The 16,850-nt window shown below is 57.4% G+C and carries 16 protein-coding genes; 2 read left to right on the top strand and 14 right to left on the bottom strand.

Annotated features, from left to right (window positions below; genetic code table 11):
- Positions 1 to 3: 3 nt before the first annotated feature.
- From RGB73_RS07735 to RGB73_RS07690, 10 genes are all read right to left on the bottom strand, one after another.
- Positions 4 to 330: a DUF3870 domain-containing protein gene (locus RGB73_RS07735; protein WP_310770628.1), complete on the bottom strand. Its 327-nt coding sequence runs from the start codon at positions 328 to 330 to the stop codon at positions 4 to 6.
- Positions 331 to 360: 30 nt separating this feature from the next.
- Positions 361 to 1,770 carry an ATP-binding protein gene (locus tag RGB73_RS07730; protein ID WP_310770626.1) on the bottom strand — a complete coding sequence of 470 codons (1,410 nt, stop codon included), beginning with the start codon at positions 1,768 to 1,770 and terminating at the stop codon, positions 361 to 363.
- A 197-nt stretch (positions 1,771 to 1,967) separates the two neighbouring features.
- Positions 1,968 to 3,353: an MATE family efflux transporter gene (locus RGB73_RS07725; protein ID WP_310770624.1), complete on the bottom strand. Its 1,386-nt coding sequence runs from the start codon at positions 3,351 to 3,353 to the stop codon at positions 1,968 to 1,970.
- Positions 3,354 to 3,463: 110 nt separating this feature from the next.
- Positions 3,464 to 4,342 carry an N-acetylmuramic acid 6-phosphate etherase gene (murQ, locus tag RGB73_RS07720; RefSeq protein ID WP_396136203.1) on the bottom strand — a complete coding sequence of 293 codons (879 nt, stop codon included), beginning with the start codon at positions 4,340 to 4,342 and terminating at the stop codon, positions 3,464 to 3,466.
- 49 nt (positions 4,343 to 4,391) lie between these two features.
- Positions 4,392 to 5,357, bottom strand: a complete 966-nt coding sequence (locus RGB73_RS07715; protein ID WP_310770620.1) for an N-acetylglucosamine kinase — start codon at positions 5,355 to 5,357, stop codon at positions 4,392 to 4,394.
- Entirely contained in the window at positions 5,344 to 6,168 is an 825-nt protein-coding gene (locus RGB73_RS07710) for a carbohydrate ABC transporter permease (RefSeq protein ID WP_310770618.1), read from the bottom strand. The genes RGB73_RS07715 and RGB73_RS07710 overlap by 14 nt, the downstream gene beginning before the upstream one ends.
- 63 nt (positions 6,169 to 6,231) lie before the next feature.
- Positions 6,232 to 7,176: a carbohydrate ABC transporter permease gene (locus RGB73_RS07705; protein ID WP_310770616.1), complete on the bottom strand. Its 945-nt coding sequence runs from the start codon at positions 7,174 to 7,176 to the stop codon at positions 6,232 to 6,234.
- A gap of 59 nt (positions 7,177 to 7,235) precedes the next feature.
- Complete coding sequence (locus RGB73_RS07700) at positions 7,236 to 8,546, bottom strand: ABC transporter substrate-binding protein (protein WP_310770614.1); 1,311 nt, start codon at positions 8,544 to 8,546, stop codon at positions 7,236 to 7,238.
- Between the two features lie 44 nt (positions 8,547 to 8,590).
- Positions 8,591 to 9,637 (bottom strand): serine hydrolase domain-containing protein, encoded by a 1,047-nt coding sequence (locus RGB73_RS07695; protein WP_310770613.1) that lies wholly within the window; start codon positions 9,635 to 9,637, stop codon positions 8,591 to 8,593.
- A 13-nt stretch (positions 9,638 to 9,650) separates the two neighbouring features.
- On the bottom strand, positions 9,651 to 10,511 hold the full coding sequence (locus RGB73_RS07690; protein WP_310770612.1) for a MurR/RpiR family transcriptional regulator: 861 nt from the start codon (positions 10,509 to 10,511) through the stop codon (positions 9,651 to 9,653).
- A 216-nt stretch (positions 10,512 to 10,727) separates the two neighbouring features.
- On the opposite strand from RGB73_RS07690, the gene RGB73_RS07685 reads away from it, so the two are divergent.
- On the top strand, positions 10,728 to 12,020 hold the full coding sequence (locus RGB73_RS07685) for an amidohydrolase (protein WP_310770611.1): 1,293 nt from the start codon (positions 10,728 to 10,730) through the stop codon (positions 12,018 to 12,020).
- 147 nt (positions 12,021 to 12,167) lie between these two features.
- Here RGB73_RS07685 and RGB73_RS07680 read toward each other — a convergent pair whose 3' ends face one another.
- Together RGB73_RS07680 and RGB73_RS07675 are read right to left on the bottom strand one after the other, a co-directional pair.
- Positions 12,168 to 12,860, bottom strand: a complete 693-nt coding sequence (locus RGB73_RS07680; RefSeq protein ID WP_310770610.1) for a metal-dependent hydrolase — start codon at positions 12,858 to 12,860, stop codon at positions 12,168 to 12,170.
- 239 nt (positions 12,861 to 13,099) lie between these two features.
- On the bottom strand, positions 13,100 to 13,291 hold the full coding sequence (locus tag RGB73_RS07675) for a hypothetical protein (protein WP_310770609.1): 192 nt from the start codon (positions 13,289 to 13,291) through the stop codon (positions 13,100 to 13,102).
- A gap of 277 nt (positions 13,292 to 13,568) precedes the next feature.
- On the opposite strand from RGB73_RS07675, the gene RGB73_RS07670 reads away from it, so the two are divergent.
- Positions 13,569 to 14,156 (top strand): MerR family transcriptional regulator, encoded by a 588-nt coding sequence (locus RGB73_RS07670; protein ID WP_310770608.1) that lies wholly within the window; start codon positions 13,569 to 13,571, stop codon positions 14,154 to 14,156.
- Positions 14,157 to 14,299: 143 nt separating this feature from the next.
- On the opposite strand, the gene RGB73_RS07665 is transcribed toward RGB73_RS07670, so the two are convergent.
- A complete protein-coding gene (locus RGB73_RS07665; protein WP_310770607.1) occupies positions 14,300 to 15,487 on the bottom strand; it encodes a M20 family metallopeptidase in 1,188 nt (395 codons plus the stop codon).
- Between the two features lie 32 nt (positions 15,488 to 15,519).
- Positions 15,520 to 16,749: a Zn-dependent hydrolase gene (locus tag RGB73_RS07660; RefSeq protein WP_310770606.1), complete on the bottom strand. Its 1,230-nt coding sequence runs from the start codon at positions 16,747 to 16,749 to the stop codon at positions 15,520 to 15,522.
- Between the last annotated feature and the right edge of the window lie 101 nt (positions 16,750 to 16,850).

The raw sequence follows: 16,850 nt of genomic DNA, 5'->3' as shown, positions 1-16,850 counted from the left end.
AGCTTACAATTTTTTCTCATGATAGCGCTCGACAGCTGCACGGATCGCCTGCAGCACGGCCCCCTGTCCCGGAGCCAGGAAGCGTTCCTGCACGACCTGCGTAATCTCCTGTATACCGTCCGCTACCGATTTTCCCAAGAGCAAGCTTGCCAAAAATTCGCTCGTTTTGTCCATCACAAAGGTAAAGCTGGCATCGCAAATCACATCGCGATCCGCATCAATGATAAGGACGCATCCTATCATCGTCGATACATCATACAGGGTGGTTCCTTTTGGAATCTGGGCAAAGCCCGCCGTAAGAACCGTGTTTTTGCCCGAATGATCCGCCATCCTGATTCCTCCCAGCGCAGAGCTTGTCCTCTATCCATGGATCGGCAAGGAGACCTCGACCGTGGTCCCTTTGCCGGGGCTGCTTGCCAGCCGCAGCGTCCCTCTGTGGTTTTCGATGATTCTCCTGCTTACCATCAAGCCCAGACCCGTTCCCGACGGTTTGGTGGTAAAAAAGGCTTCGCCCAGTCTCGCCAGCTGCTCGGGGGGAATGCCCACCCCATTGTCCTCAAAACGAATGCGGACCCAGTTGTCCTCTACCCGTATCCGGATCACGATCTCTCCGCTGCCTTCCATCGCCTCGATCCCATTCTTCAGAAAATTGATAAACGCCTGCTTGAGGTGATTCTCGTCGCAGCGGATCAAAGGCACTTCCGTCTCGAACACGACCTGAATCATTACTTTTCGCAAAATCGCTTCCGTCTCCAGCAGCGTCACCACATGGCTGATCAGCTTGGACAAGTCTCGTGTCTCAAAGGAGGCTGCGTGCGGCTTTGCCAAAACCAACAATTCGTTCACGATCAGCTCGATGCGGGCAAGCTCGGAACTCATGATCGAGAAGTATTCCGGCTTGCGCATCCCATCTTTCTGCATCAGCTGGACAAATCCTTTCAAGGAGGTCAGCGGATTGCGAATTTCGTGGGCGATGCCGGCGGCCAGCTGACCGACTAATGCCAGTTTTTCCGAGTTTTGCAAAAATTCCTGAGCCTTTTTTCTTTCCGTGACATCGCGAATGAGCACGTAACAGGAAGGCCGGCCCGAAATGACGGCAGCCGTTCCGTATAATTCCGCATCGATACGCGCACCATCCAGCCGAACGATCTCCACTTCGAGTGGGGTCACCGTCTCTCCGCATTCCAGCCGGAACATCATGTCCTCTATTTTGGGCAAGTCCTGCGGTTGGAACAACGCGGCGAACGGGATGCGGAGCAGCTCGGACAAACTGCCTGCTCCTGCGAGCTGGACTCCTACCTGGTTGGCGTACCGCAGCTTGCCTTCCCCGTAGATGAACACCCCTTCCGTGGCAATGTCCACAAACTTGCACGTTTTCCTTCCCAGCTCCGGCATGGCTTTCGGAAGCTCGTGGACGATCGCGTAGTAGCCGATCGGGGTCCCCTCTGCCGAAAACGTGTCAAACGCAATATGTACGGGGACCGGATACATATCCCTGTGCGCCAGGACGGTATAAAACTGCTTCGGATTGCCCTCAATGGCAAACTGGGTCTGCATCCTCACCATCTCTTGTTCTTCCGGAACAGCCAGCAGCCAGAAGGGGAGTCCTTCCCACTCCTTTGCCGGATACCCTGTCAATTCCTCGCAAGCTGGATTTCCTGTGAACACAGTGCCTGTCCTGTCCAGCAAGAAAGCAGCCTGGCCCAGTTGGTCAAAGAAGGAGCGATAGAAAAGACCGCTCCTGACTCCATTATCCAACAAGTCTTTCATCGTATCCCCCTCCCGGGATTTTGAAAACCTCTATCGAGGCCTGTTCGACCCAATATGGCACAGGTCTCGCTATGTTACGCGTATAGTATCAGCCTGTGGAATACGTATGGTCCGATCCGACAAGAAAACGGCTACTCCTGATGCCGGAAATAGCCTTCACTGTTCTCAAAAAGATGCGATTCATACCCAATATTACCCTATTCGTTCTGTTGTTTCCATCCCTCTAGGCGGGAAATATTCGCAAATCTTTTCCGGAACAGATAGAGCAGGAAGATTCCTCGAACCGTCACATCGAAGAAGATGGACAACCACACCCCTGCGAGTCCCATTTCCAACTGAAAGCCGAAGAAGTAGACCCCGACCAGCCTTACCAGCCACATCCCGACTGCTGTCGCGTACATCGGTGCCTTCGTGTCTCCCGCCCCTTGCAGAGCTCCCCGCAGCACGATCAGCAGAGCGAGAGGCGGCTGGTACATCGCCATGAATGTCAGCGCGATGACGACGTAGCGCACGATCTCGGGATCCTGGGTGAAAATGCCCGCGACCATCGGGGCGCACACGTACAAGCCCGCTCCGAATACCGACATGAGTCCCAGCCCCAGCCACATGTTCAACAGTCCGAACGAATAGGCGTCACGCGTCCGCTTGGCGCCCAAATACTGCCCGACCAGAACGGTGGCTGCTACCTCGAAGCCTGCCCCCGCGAGAATCATCAGCGATTCGAGATTGGAGGCGATCATATGGGCTGCATACGCCTTCGTCCCGATGCGGATGATCGCCCCGTAGTAAAGCAGCACGCCGAAGCGCATGATCATTTTTTCCGCGATGACCGGGAGAGAGCGCTGAATGATCTGCCGGGCTCGGGCGCCAATCCAGTCCCGTCGCCTGAGGCCTGTCCAAATCGTCAGGGGGGAGCGGTGAACAGCGCCAAGCAAGGCAAACGCCCCCACTATGCGCACCGTGACCGTCGCCCAAGCAGCTCCCGCAATCCCCCACCCTGCAAACGGTCCCAGCCCGAAGATAAAGACGTAGTCCAACGCAATGTGCACGAGGTTGATGTACAAGCTGACTTTCATCGGCGTGCGTGTGTCGCCGGTCGAGCGCAGGATGCTTCCCAGGATGACCATCATGGCGAAGAAAACGGAGGGCCCGCCTGCGATGCGAAAATAGACGACAGCCTCTCCCATCACCTGCGGCTCTGCGCCCATGACCAGCATGATCGGCTCTGCAAAAAAGAAAGCCGCCAGTCCAAACAAAACGCCAAGGCCCGCCGCCAGCGTGATGGCCTGACGGGCATAGGCGGAGGCAGCTTTTGTCTTTCCGGCGCCGATGCTTTGTGTAATATAGGAGGATGCCGAGACCCCGACGGCCATAAAAATCGCCATGCTTACCAGGATCATCGCGTTCGCCACGCCTACCGCGGCAATCGCCGTCGAGCCCAGACTGGAGACGAACAGCAGGTCGACAAAGCCGACCAGCGTATGCAGGATCTGCTCCATCATCGCTGGAATCGCCAACGACAGGATCAGTCCGATCTGTTTACGGGCAGTCAGCTCTGCCTCTGCACAAACCAATGAAGCCACAATTCGTTCCACTTCCTTTTTGTCTGCAAGAGACAATCATGTTGCCAATGATACTGCAAAAAGGATGGATTGTTCCACTATTTTTGTCTGATCAAATTCCCGCTGCTGCTCTATGTCGCTTGCTTCCCCTCGATCGCCTGGCGGATTTTTCCTCCGGCAATCCGCAGCTTCTCCGCCGCTTCGACGAGTGGCAAGCCTGTTTGCTGGAGGACAATCGCCAGCTTGACATCCCCTTGTGCCTCGGCGATCAGTTTCTCTGCCGTCTGATAGTCGACTCCCGTGACCTGGCTCACGATTCTCTTGGCTCTCTCCCTTAGCTTTCGATTGGTCGCCTGCACGTTGACCATCCAGTTGCCGTATACCTTTCCGATCCGCACCATGCTCGCCGTCGTCAGCATGTTCAGCACCATTTTGGTGGCGCTGCCCGCCTTGAGGCGCGTGGAGCCGGTCACGACTTCGGGTCCGACGGCCAGATCGATCGACACATCCGCGTTCTGGTTGATAGCGGAACCGGGATTGCACGACAGCGAAACAGTCACGGCCTGGCGGGCCCTGGCTTCCGCAAGGGCTCCGATTACGTAAGGTGTCCGGCCGCTCGCCGCGATGCCGACGACGACGTCTCCCGCCCGGACCCCTGCCTCGCGGATGTCTTTTTGCCCCAGCTCCGGCGAATCCTCGGCCCCTTCCACGGCTACCGTCATCGCCGCTGCTCCTCCGGCGATGATCGCCCGCACCTTCGCGGGATCCGTCCCAAACGTCGGCGGGCATTCAGCGGCGTCCAGCACTCCGAGCCGTCCGCTTGTGCCTGCACCGATATAAAACAGTCGTCCCCCGCCGTCCAGCGATTGCGCGATCAGCTCGGCTGCCCGGGCCACCTCAGGCAGCACTCTTTCCACTGCTTGCGCCACCTTGTGATCCTCCCGATTCATCAACGTCACGATTTCCAACGCAGACATCTGATCCAGCTGCTCGCTCGCGGCATTGCGCATTTCCGTCTGGAGCTGGTGCAAGTTTTCTCCCACTTCGCCTCACTCCTTTTTAAGTTCCCGTTTTCCTTCGCATAAGCCGCTGTCGGATCTCCTCATCCACGCTCAGACCGGCCCCCTTCATAGCGGCGACCAGCGCGCCGACAACCGTGGGCACGGCCGGGATCGCAGCAGAAAAGCCAGCCCGTCTCAGGACCTCCCGGCGCAGCAAGGTGTCCGCTGCGAATAGTCCCCCTGACAGCACGACAGGCAGCTCGCTGCCCGCCTTCCGGAGACTGACGTCGGCCAGCTCTACCAGGTGCTCCGCGGCTCGACTGATGAGTTCTGCCGCCACTTCGTCCCCCAGCCGCGCGCCCTGTTCCACCAGCGTGCTCGTGTCCGCCAGCTCCTTGCGCGGGTTGGCTCCCCCGTAGAGACGGGAGATCAGCTCAGCCGGACAGCTCAGCCCGAAACGCTCGAGATACAGCCTTGTAAGTACAGTTGCTCCTCCTCTTCCGTCATGCGCGCGAAGCACGGCTGCCGCTCCTCCGCGCCCCAGGTCGAAGCCGCTGCCTTCGTCACCGATCAGGTAGCCCCATCCACCCGTTCGCTGCCGTCCGCCATCAGCAGTGACCGCGTAGGCGATCGAGCCTGTGCCCGCGATCAACACGATTCCGGGAGCACCCCAAGTGCCTGCGTAGAGAGCAGCGACCGCGTCGTTGTCGAGCTGCAGCCGCTCTCCCCATTCCGCGGCGAAGGCCGACTGCAGCCTTGCTTTGACTTCGGTGCGATCAGCGCCGGCCAGCCCCAAATAGAGCGCAGATACGTCCCTCTCGCTTGCCCCTGCCTGCTCGCACACTTCCCGGATCAGCTGGCGAATGGTGCGCTCCACATCCTCCCACTGCCGGGAGAGTGGATTGGTGGCATCTCCGACCGACATTCCCGCGATCCGGCCCGTACAGTCGCAAATCGCCGCTCTCGTCCTGCTTCCCCCGCCGTCCAATGCGATGAACCATTGCCGCCGCTTATTTGACTGCACCCGCCGTCAACCCCTCCATGAACTGCCTGGACGCCAGCAAAAACACGACGATCATCGGCAAGGCCGAAAGCGTGAGCCCTGCGAACAGAAGGCTCCAGTCCGTCTCGTACTCGCCGAACAGCATCATCATCCCGACCGGAATCGTTTTGAGCGTCTCTTTCTGAATGAAAATGAGCGGAAAGAAAAAGTCATTCCAGGCCGAGATGAAATTGATGATGACCACCGTAGCCAACGCCGGGCGAATGAGCGGCAGCAGCACCCGCCAAAACACCTGGAAATGGCTGCAGCCATCGATCCTCGCCGCTTCCTCCAGTTCGACCGGCAACGTCCGGAAAAATCCCGTCAAAATGAATACCGCTATCGGAATCCCGCTCGCCGTGTAGACCAGGATGAGCGACCAGAGCGTTCCCAGCAGCCCCAGACTTTTCATCAGCAAAAACAAAGGCACGATCCCCAGCTTGATCGGAATCATCAGCCCGATGAGAAAGAAGAAGTAGAGCAGCCCTGACCATTTGAATGAAAAGCGAGCCAAGTAAAATGCGGCCAGCGCGGAAAAAACGGTGATCAAGAGGACGGACACCCCGCTGACGAAGATGCTGTTCCACAAAAAGTCGGCAAAAGGCACCGTTTCCCACAGCTTCTTGTACGTCTCAAAGCTGAATGAGCTCGGAAGCGAGAGTGGGTTTGAGAAAATCTCCATGTTCGTTTTGAACGACGAGGCGATCATCAATACGATCGGATAAAGCGCGACCAGCATAAAAAGATACGCGATGACGTACTGCGCCGCCCTGCCGCCAATGCTCGTCTTCACACCGCCTTCCTCCTTTCCTGAAAGGAAGCCGCCTGCTTCCCGATTGTCGTCATCTGCCAGGCACTAGTGCCGCACTTCCCGTTTCAGCATGAGACGCAACGATACCGCCGATACAGACGCCACGATGACAAACAGCACCACAGCCAGAGCCGAGCCAAGTCCGATTGCCACGTCTCCGCCGCCCGCGCTGCTGAACGCCAGCCGGTAGAAGTACACCGCCAGCGTATCGGTCGAATGGAACGGTTCGCCCATCGATCCCTGCATGGCGTACACCAGCTCGAATGCTTCGAACGCCTGAATGAACGTAAAGATCGTCATGATCGTAATCGACGGCATGCACAGCGGCAGGATGATTTTCCACAGCATGCCCAGGCCGCGTGCTCCATCCAGTCTCGCCGCTTCGATCAGTTCCTCGGGGATCGACTGCAGGCCCGCGAGGAAGATCAGCATGGCAAATCCGGCGCCAAACCAGCAATTGACCAGGATAATGGCGAGCAGAGCCGTATCCGGGTCTCCCAGCCACGGCTTGGCCCACTCCCCCAGTCCGATCTTGGTCAACAGGGTGTTCAGGGGACCGAAGTTCGGATGAAGGATTAATTTCCATAAAATCCCAACTACAATCACGGAGAGGAGCCGGGGCATGAAGTACGCCATCTTCAAAAAGCCCGCGCCGCGTATCTTGCGGTAAATGAGAAACGCCAGCCCGAATGCGGTGCCGTTTTGTACAACCATCTCCACGACGAAGTACAAGAGATTGTGGCCGAAGGAATTCCAGAACATTTCCTGAAAGGGCTCGACTGTAAACAAGGTCGCAAAGTTCTTCCATCCGGCAAAAACGCCGCGCTTGAGCCCTTCCCATTCATACAGGCTGTACGTAAAGGCCGAAAAAATCGGATAGATCACAAAAAGCGTGTATATGACCAAAGCCGGAAGGGGGAACAGGTGGATGAGCCAGCTCGCTCTCCCCTTTGGCCTTATCCCTTGCCTGTCTGCCGCGATGTTGCCCACCTCCCTTTTGCAAAAGGCGGAGGCGGGATTTCCCCTTCACCTCCGTCCTTGTGCAGCCTCTACTTTTTGAATGGCTCGAACCACGTCGCCGCCGATTTCTGCACTTCCTCCACGACCTGCTCGGGCGTCAGCTTGCCCAGGTACATGCCTTGCAGCGAATTCTCCAGCACTTGCTTGGTCGTCGGGTTCCCCTGTGCGAAGTGAATGACCATGAGGTAAGGAACCGAGCTGGATTGGGACAGCTCCGCCATTTTATCCACGAGCGGATCGTCTGTTTTCACACCCGGCATGGCGCTGATGCTGTGAAACTGCTTGGCAAACGTCTCGGCAAACTCCTTGGTCGCCATGAATTCGAGGAACTTCAGTGCCTCCTGCTTGTGCTTCGATTTGGCGTTTACCGCGTACGAGCCGTCTACCCATGTCGTGATGACCTGCTTGCCGTCGTCCGTCGGCATCGGGAAGAAATCGAGCTGCAAGTTCGGATTCAGCTTCCGGATCCCTTCCAGCTCAAAGCTTCCGTTGATGTACATCGCGGCCTTTTCCGTCGCGAACAACGTCCTCATGTCGTTCTGATCCAGGCCCACATAATTTTCCGGGAAATAAGGGATGAGTTCTTGCATGCGCTGGACGGATTTCAGATATTCAGGGCTCTTCAGGTCGCTCTCACCCTTCAGGAGCTTTTCGACATACCCGTCCCCAAAGCTCGCCGGCGCGATCACACCGTTGCTCAGGGAGAGCAGCCAGCCTTCTTTTGCCCCGAAGGAGATGGGCACGATGCCTTTCTCTTTCAATGCCTTTGCAGTAGCAATCAATTCATCCCAGCTTTTCGGCTCCTTCAAGCCATTTTCTTCGAAGATTTTTTTGTTGTAGTAAAACTGCGTGGTGCTGAGCGAAAGCGGCATGCCGTACACCTTGCCGTCTTTGCCGGTCGATGCGGCAGTCACGTTTTTCGGAAAGTTCTGAATACCAGGAACGTTGTCGAGCGGCTCCAGATAGCCTGCTGTCGCCAGGGAGATGCCGGGAGCGTACGGGCGCAGCTGCAAGAGGTCCGGTCCGCTGTCGCTCTGCAGGGCCGTGCTCAGAATGGTGTTGTACTCCGTGGCCTTGAACGGCTTGAATTCGATCTTGATGTTCGGATTTTTCGCCTCGAATGCTGCGATGAGCTTTTTGTACCCCTCCGTGTCTTCCACGCGCCAGCTGTGCATGGACAATGTGACCTGCTGCTCGCCTCCGCCCTGGCCGCCGCTTGGGCTTTTCCCCGCATCGCCGGACGGACTCGCGGTCTCTCCCCCTCCTCCACTGCATCCGGCCAACGCCAAGGCCGCCGTCAACAGGACGGAAGCCACTGCATGAAACCGAAACTTTCTCATACCAAACCCTCCCCCATTTTTTGTGTCTGGTTGTGATTCTTGCTCTATGAAGTCAAGCTCTGGTAAAGATGAGCTGTGACTGCGTCGTGAATCAGTGGCCGCAGCTGCCGCAATCGATGGTCGCGTCCCAGATGCACGGCGTTGGTGAGGAATACGACGGCCCACTGGTGAACGGGATCGATCCAGATGCTCGTGCCTGTAAAGCCGGTATGGCCGTAGCTGTCCGGGTGAAAGCCAGTGCCGCAGCTCAGTTGGCCGCTGACATCGTTGCACTGCCACCCGTATCCTCTCCGCTCGATTCCCGGACCCGTCCTGCAGCCAGATGCCCGCTGCCGCCATTCCTTTTCAATAATAGCGCGATCGTCGTGCATCCAGCTCAGCGCGTAGGTGCACAAATCATCGGCAGTCGCGAACAGTCCGGCGTGACCGGCGACTCCCCCCATGGCAAAAGCCTTCTCGTCGTGGACTTCCCCTGAGATGTAGCGGCCGGTGAGGGCACAAAACTCGGTTTGCGCTATGTTTTGAAAACCGCGATTATTCGGACAATAACAGGTTTGATTCATCCCTAACGGGGCGAATATCCGCCGACAGGCGAATTCGTCCAGCCGTTCTCCCGTCACTGCTTCCACCAACATTCCCAGCCAGATCATTCCGAGATCGCTATACACCACCTGTGTGCCAGGCTCGTGCAGCAGCTTCTGCTCATACAGCAGATCAGGCAAGGCGAGTGTCTGGTCGCGCCTGCGTTCCGCCAGGTCGGCCGGAAGTCCGGACGTGTGGGTCAGCAGCTGGGCAATTGTAAGGGACTGCTTGTCAGAGGGGCAGCCCGGAAAGTAGACCCCGATCGGATCGTCCGACCTGATTTTCCCCTCCTGCAAAAGCAGTAAAAGGGCTGGCAATGTCGCGGTCACTTTTGTCAGGGAAGCCAGGTCGAACATCGTGTCCCGCGTAACCGGCAGGCCACCGTCTACGCTCGTCGTTCCCGCGTCGCAGGAGAAGCAAATATCGCTTCCCGCCACCACCCGCAACGAGACACCAGTCAACAGGCCTTTTTTGACCCATCCTTGCAAAAGTTCACGCACATCGTCCATGCCCTTCTCCTCCTCAAGTGGATGAGCGCTTGGTCCGGCTCACTGCCACTCTCGTTTTTTCCAGCAGCGGGATCACTTCTTCCTGCTTTCGGCTGACCATCGTGATGAACAAGATGTCGATTACGTTCAATTGAGCGATCCGCGACGCCATCGCACCGCTTCGCACGCTTTTTTCCACCGAGCTGGTAAACAGGCGGATGTTCGCCAGATCGGCTACCGGCGATGAGCCGAACTTCGTCAGGCTGATGATCGTCGCTCCTTGCTGCTTCGCTTCCGTCAGCGACTGGATGATGTCCTCCGTCTGTCCCGAGTAGGAGATGCCAAACGCGACATCCTGCGACGTCAAGTTGACAGCGGATGTCAATTGCGCGTGAAAGTCGGAGTACGCTTCGCACCACAAATTGATGCGCGAAAGCTTTTGCTTCAGGTCGTCCGCGATCACGGCGGAAGCCCCTACTCCGTACACGTCGATCTTCCGTGCCCTTGACAGGGCGGCGGCGGCGTGCTTCACTTCCTCGCTGGACAAGACGGACAGCGTATCCTGAATCGACTGGACATTATTCCAGCTGACCGCCTGCATGATCGACTCGACTGAGCCCTCCATCATGATTTCCTGATAGCTGCCGACCGCCGCCGTCTGTTTGTTCAGATCACCGGCGATGCGCAGCTTCAACTCCTGATAGCCTTTCATATTCAAGGAACGGGCCAGGCGGATGATCGTCGCTTCGGACACACCGCTCAGCTCCGCCAATTTCTGTACGGACAGCTTTACCACATCTTCGGGATGAGCCAGTATGAACTGGGCTACTTTACGCTCGGACGGCTTCAACTCGTCCAAAATCTCTTGCAGACTGACAAGACCTCCATTTAGCATTCATGACACCGCTTTCCCCGAATCTTACCTTCATTGTATGAAGCATTATTTCTCTCGTCAATTGTTATCTAATAAACAATATTTCAAAAGAGCAAAGATAATGACAACTCCTGCGATTCTTTTCCCGATTGAATGGACGCGTACCCTTGACTTTTCCGTCGCGTCAACCCTTACGCTTGGTACGCAAACAGATTGGATACAGGAGGGTACTTGAACATGAAAAGCTTGCTGATCAAAAACAGCTCGATTCTGACGATGACAGGCAGAGACAAACCGTTCCTCGGAGACCTGCTGATCGAGGACGGGAGGATCGCCGCCATCGCACCCGCCATCGAGAAACAGGCTGACACCGTGATCGACGGCAAAGGCATGGCAGCCATGCCCGGACTCGTCAACGCGCACAACCATGCGAGCATGTCCTTGCTGCGGTCGTTCTCCGACGATCTTCGACTGATGGACTGGCTCGAGAAAAAGATGCTGCCCGCAGAAGCCCGCATGACCAAAGAAGACATCTACTGGGGAACCATGCTCGGGGCCGCGGAGATGATCGCATCCGGGACCACGGCCTTCGCGGATATGTACGTCCATATGGATGCCGTCGCGCAAGCCGTGGTGGACAGCGGGATGCGCGCCTCTCTGACGCGGGGGCTCGTCTTTTTGGAGGACGATGGCGGACGGCGCCTGACGGAGGCGCTGGATCTGGTCGAGAACTGGACCGGAGCGGCAGAAGGACGCATCACCACGATGCTTGGGCCGCACGCTCCCTATACGTGCCCACCCGAGCCGCTGGCGGAGATCATCGCTCTCGCCCGCAGCCGGGGCATTCCGCTGCACATCCATCTCGCAGAGACGCTAGAGGAAATGGAAAAAATCCGCGCCCGCTATCATCGGACTCCTACCGAATACTTGCACGAGCTCGGCCTCTTTCAAGACAATCACGTCCTGCTCGCCCATGCTGTCCACTTGACGAGCGAGGATGTGAAGCGATTGGCAGGCATGCGCGGAGGCGTCTCCCACAACCCGGTCAGCAATCTCAAGCTCGCGTGCGGCATCGCCCCTGTCCGGGAGATGCTGGCTCACGGCATCACGGTCGGCCTGGGCACGGACGGGCCGGGCAGTGCCACGACGCTCGACATGTTCGCAGAAATCAAGGCAGCGACCTGGCTGCAAAAGCTGGCGTCGACTGACCCGACCGTGCTTCCTGCCGAGCAGGTGCTGCGCATGGCGACAATCGAGAGCGCCAAACTGCTCGGCATCGACGGGGAAGTCGGCACTCTCGAGGTGGGAAAACAGGCCGATCTCATCCTGATCGACCTGGACAAACCGCATCTGCAGCCCGTCCACGACCTGCATTCGCTGATCGCTTACAGCGCCACGGGAGCGGATGTAGATACGACCATCGTAGGCGGCCGCGTCCTCATGCACAAACGCCGATTGACGACCATGTCCTGGGAAGATGTGCAGCGCGAAGCCGCACAGCGCGCCTCCAGGCTGGTAGAGGGCCTGTAGGAGTCGCACGCAAGGTTTGCGTTGGAAAATCTGGCTACGCCATGCCTTTTGGCGGAGCCGCGGCTGCCCTTATTCCTATCTGTACAAAAAAAGCCGTCTCTTCCTCGCAAAAGGAAAGACGGCTTTTCCGGCAGGCTTGGCGCCTTGCTACAAGCGTACGGATTCTCCCGGCTTCAATGCCTTGCCCCGGATGTCCTTTTCTGCCAAAACTGCTACAAACGCATCTCCGTCCTGCTGAATCGGCGGGAACGTATCGTAGTGGATCGGAACGACGTAATCGGCTCCCACCCATTCCGCCGCTGTCACCGCGTCTTCCGGTCCCATGGTGAAATGGTCGCCGATCGGCAGGAAAGCGAGGTCGATGTCATGTCGCTCGCCAATCAGCTTCATATCGCCGAACAATCCTGTATCGCCGGCGTGATAGACCGTTTTTCCACCGATCTCGATAATGAATCCGCCCGGCATTCCCATGTACACAATCTGTTTTTGATCGTCAAGCACCACAGCGGAACTGTGGAACGCCTGGGTCATTTTCACTTTGCCAAACGGCAGCTTGAGCGATCCGCCCAGATTGATTCCGATGGTTTTCGCGCCTTGCCAGCCGAGGTATGTAGCCAGCTCGTGCGTCGCCACGATGGTCGCGTCGTTGGCCAAAGCCAGTTCGACTGCGTCCAGAATGTGGTCCTGATGACCGTGCGTCAGCAGGATGTACTGCACCTTGATGTCAGCCAGCTTGGTCGCGGCCTGCGGATTGCCCGAGATGAACGGGTCGATCATGATGGAATGGCCGTCTGCGGTCAATTGTACGGAAGAATGTCCGTGAAACTTGATTTCCAGCATCGTTTCCCCTACCTTCTTCGTATTCTTGCATTTTCTCTATCATGTTACCACGAAGACGAGAGGGAATAAAATCCCATCGGCAAACTTGGCCCCACCAAGCTTTTTGGCGGAGCCGTAGTTGCACTTATCCTGGATAAGAATCCCATAAATTCTTATCTGTAAGAAAAAAGCTGCCGATTCTCTCGACAGCCCAAGGCACCCTGCTGAACTCTGAAGAGAGCGACAAGGTGCCTAGCCACTCAACAGTCGTTGTCTTCCGTTACAGCAATGACTTTGGAATCGCGAATGATGATACGGCGGTTGGAGTCGCGCTCGCGGAGGATCAGTGTCGTCGATTTTACCTCTACCAGTCGACCAAAAAACGTCCCGCGCACCGTTTCTACTCTTACGTTTTTGCCTTCGAGCTTTTTCACTTGGTCTTTAAATGCCATGGTCAATCCCTCCTTCTACTCCATCCTATGTACGTTTGGCATCGCCCTCCTAAAGCAAAAGCGGATAAGCTACGAAAATGTGCTTGTACCCTGCTGTCATCCGTACCTTCTATCGACAAGGAAGCGCCTTTGAAGCGAACACTGCAGGAATTTGTCGCACGATTCCGGACAGGAAAAGCGCGGGCTGCACAGAAACCGTAAACCAAATGGATTTGCTTGCAGCGATAGCTTTGGGCAAAGCAGTGAGAGCAAAGCAAATAGACAGGAGGGATTCCTCATGGGCAATGTCATCGAACTGGTCTCGAGGGAGCGTACGTATACCGGCAGGGAGGTCGCCGAGCTACTGGGGATCGGCGCCAGCACCCTGCGCAAGTGGAGCATGCTGCTGGAGCAGCACGGTTACTGGTTTCTACGGGACAATCAGAACTGGCGAGAGTACCGCCGGGCCGATATTGCGGTTCTGCAACGCTTTTATCAACTGACCAAGGATGAGCTGCTGTCCCAGGAAGAAGCGGCGCTCCTGCTTGTCAATCAGGAAGAGAGCGAAGCCCCCTCGCCTGCCACCGTGTCTGCGAGCTTGGAGACAGCCACGGCCCCCGCTCCCCGGATCCAGCCGCAAACCAGCCCGCTGGAACTGCAGGTTCGCGAGCTGGCTGCCCATGTCAAGCGGCAGGACGCTGCGCACGAGGCCCTGCTGGAGCGGATCGAAAAGCAGGAAGCGTACATTCGCAGCAGCCTCAAGGAGCGGGACCGCCGTCTGACCAAAGCGATGAGCGACATCATGGACGCCAAAGCCCAGATCGCCAAAATGAAGGAGGAGAAGCGCAAAACGTCTATCTGGCACAAGCTCCTTCGATTGAACTGACTGGCGAGATTGGAAAACCTGGCTGCGCTGTGCCTTTTGGCGGAGCGGCGGCAGCCCTTATGCTGGATCGGAATTTTACCAATTCCTGTCTGTACGAAAAAACCTCCCGTTGCGATGAACAGGAGGCTGCAAGGTTTTCGTTTTTATTCGCCGGCCAGGACGACTTTGCTTGCCGCATGGACGAACAGTTTTACGCCGACTTCCAGCGCATCCTCGTCGATGGTGAAACGGGGATGGTGGTGCGGATACGTGATGCCTTTTGCCTGGTTGCCCGCCCCGACGAAGAAGAAGCAGCCCGGAGCCTTTTGCTGGTAGGCAGAGAAATCTTCCCCGCCCATCGTCGGGCGCATGCGCTCGACCCACTTTTCTCCCAGCGCTTCGACGACGACGTCTTCCATCAGCTGTGTGACTTCGGCGTCATTGATGACCGGGCGATAGCCGAATTCGTAGGTGAACTCGTACGTGGCGCCGTGCGCCTCGGTAATTCCTTTGATCACTCGCTCCATCAATTTCGGGACGGATTCGCGCAGATCTTTGTCGAAGCTTCGTACCGTTCCGCAAATTTCAACAGAGCCCGGAATGACGTTGTGCGTGGTTCCCCCCACGAATTTCGTCACGGAAAGGACGAGATTGTCCAGCGGATCGGTGTTGCGGGAGACGATGTGCTGCAGGTTGGTCACCACCTGCGAGGCGATCGCGATACTGTCGATCGTCTGATGCGGCAGCGCGGCGTGGCCTCCTTTCCCGTATACATGGATCCAGAACGTGTCCGGTGCCGCCATCATCGGTCCGGGGCAGATCCCGACCTTGCCGAACTCCATGGTCGACCACAGGTGGGTACCGATGACCAGATCGACGCCATCCATGACTCCTGCCTGCACCATTTCCTCAGCGCCGCCCGGATAGATTTCCTCTGCATGCTGGAAGAAAAAGCGGATTTCGCCTTTGATCTTGTCTTTCATCCCGGACAAGATTTTCGCCGTGCCAAGGAGCATCGCCGTATGGCCGTCGTGGCCGCAGGCGTGCATGACGCCCGGGTTTTTCGAGATAAATTCGAAGTCGTTTTCCTCCGTGATAGCGAGGGCATCGATGTCAGCCCGCATCGCCAGCACCTTGCCCGGCTCACGTCCGATCAGGCGGGCCATGACGCTGTTTTTAGTAGGGCGCGTGACCTCCAGATTGCCGAAGGACACGAGCGTGTCATAAATGTACTGCGCTGTTTTCTCCTCGTGAAACGAAAGCTCGGGATGCTGATGCAAATAGCGTCTCCATTCAATGACTTGCTGTTTGATATCTTGCACCGCTTGGTTGAGTGTTGCTGTCGTATCCATCTTCCCGTTCTCCTCCTCCAAAAGCCTCTCGTTTATCGTCCATTCGCCAGCGACAATACGGTACGATACAGTACCTTGGCGCCGTTTGCGCAGTCTTCCTTGCTGGTGTATTCCGCCGGATTGTGGCTGATGCCATCTTTCGAGCGGGCGAAGATCATTCCCACCGGGCACAGCCCTGTTAGCTGCATGCAGTCGTGACCGGCACCGCTCGGCAGTGTGATCGTCTCCAGCCCCTCTGCCGCGCACGCCTCGCGGATCGCAGACTGTATCTCTGTCGAGCATACGGCCGGATCGATCCGCTGCAGCAGCTCCACTTGCAGACGGACGCCGCGTCTTTCGCAGATCGCCTCCGCCTCCTGCATGATCGCCTGTTCGACTTTATCGCGCACGGCCACATCCACGTCACGCAGGTCGAGTGTGAATTCCACCCGTCCCGGAATGATGTTCACGCCGCCCGGGAACACTTGCAGCTTGCCGACCGTTCCCACGCTGATTTCCTCTCGGGCCGCTTCCCGCTCGATGGCGAGCATGACCTGTGCCGCAGCTGCAAGCGGGTCGCGCCGCATGCTCATCGGGGTCGCGCCCGCATGGCCCGCTTCGCCCTCCAGCACGAACTTCAGCCAGAGCGGTCCGGCTACGCCGCTCACCACTCCCACGGACAGGCCGCGGCTCTCCAGCACTTTCCCTTGCTCGATGTGCAGCTCGACATAAGCTTTCACGCTGCCGGGCTCTCTCGCGGCCCCTTCGATGTGCGCCGGGTCCAGTCCGCTTTTTTCCATCGCTTCCGCAATGGAGATCCCAGCCTCATCGCGCATCTCGAGCTCGCTTCGCCGAAGCAAACCGGCGATGCCGCGACTGCCGATCATGCCGTAGCCGAAGCGGGTCCCTTCCTCGTCGGTAAACGCGATGACCTCGATCGGATGCTCGGTCTCGATCCCTTGCTCGTGCATGGCTTGCAAAATCTCCACGCCAGACAGCACGCCAAGCGGTCCGTCGAAGTTGCCGCCGTTCGGCACGGAATCCAGATGGGAGCCGACCAGCACGACAGGAGCCTCCGGGTTTTTCCCTTCCTTGCGCCCGATCAGGTTGCCTACCTCGTCTTCCCTCACCGCGAGCCCCGCTTCTTTCATGAAGCCCGCGACCAGATTCTTGGCCGCCCGCTCTTCCGGGGAAAAGGACAGCCTCGTCACCCCTCCTGCCTCCTGTGGGCCAATTTCGCTGAGCTGCATCAGCCGGTCCCACAATCGATCCGCATTGATCATGGATAGCCACCTCCTTGTTCGCATTCACACTTCGAACCATTAACGGTTGATTTTCGGTTATGTCCTTTAATTGTATAGTAGTCTGTCTATTTTGAAAAGGA

It is taken from the genome of Brevibacillus brevis, assembly GCF_031583145.1.
GTDB classification, from domain to species: Bacteria; Bacillota; Bacilli; order Brevibacillales; family Brevibacillaceae; genus Brevibacillus; species Brevibacillus brevis_E.
Note: the sequence above shows the minus strand (reverse complement) of the source record. Positions and strands in the feature narration are given on the sequence as shown.

Coding starts and splice junctions, on each gene's coding strand:
- RGB73_RS07735 (WP_310770628.1), bottom strand. CDS start 330: ATGGCGGATCATTCGGGCAAAAACACGGTTCTTACGGCGGGCTTTGCC.
- RGB73_RS07730 (WP_310770626.1), bottom strand. CDS start 1,770: ATGAAAGACTTGTTGGATAATGGAGTCAGGAGCGGTCTTTTCTATCGC.
- murQ (WP_396136203.1), bottom strand. CDS start 4,342: ATGCGCAATGCCGCGAGCGAGCAGCTGGATCAGATGTCTGCGTTGGAA.
- RGB73_RS07700 (WP_310770614.1), bottom strand. CDS start 8,546: ATGAGAAAGTTTCGGTTTCATGCAGTGGCTTCCGTCCTGTTGACGGCG.
- RGB73_RS07695 (WP_310770613.1), bottom strand. CDS start 9,637: ATGGACGATGTGCGTGAACTTTTGCAAGGATGGGTCAAAAAAGGCCTG.
- RGB73_RS07690 (WP_310770612.1), bottom strand. CDS start 10,511: ATGCTAAATGGAGGTCTTGTCAGTCTGCAAGAGATTTTGGACGAGTTG.
- RGB73_RS07685 (WP_310770611.1), top strand. CDS start 10,728: ATGAAAAGCTTGCTGATCAAAAACAGCTCGATTCTGACGATGACAGGC.
- RGB73_RS07680 (WP_310770610.1), bottom strand. CDS start 12,860: ATGCTGGAAATCAAGTTTCACGGACATTCTTCCGTACAATTGACCGCA.
- RGB73_RS07675 (WP_310770609.1), bottom strand. CDS start 13,291: ATGGCATTTAAAGACCAAGTGAAAAAGCTCGAAGGCAAAAACGTAAGA.
- RGB73_RS07670 (WP_310770608.1), top strand. CDS start 13,569: ATGGGCAATGTCATCGAACTGGTCTCGAGGGAGCGTACGTATACCGGC.
- RGB73_RS07665 (WP_310770607.1), bottom strand. CDS start 15,487: ATGGATACGACAGCAACACTCAACCAAGCGGTGCAAGATATCAAACAG.
- RGB73_RS07660 (WP_310770606.1), bottom strand. CDS start 16,749: ATGATCAATGCGGATCGATTGTGGGACCGGCTGATGCAGCTCAGCGAA.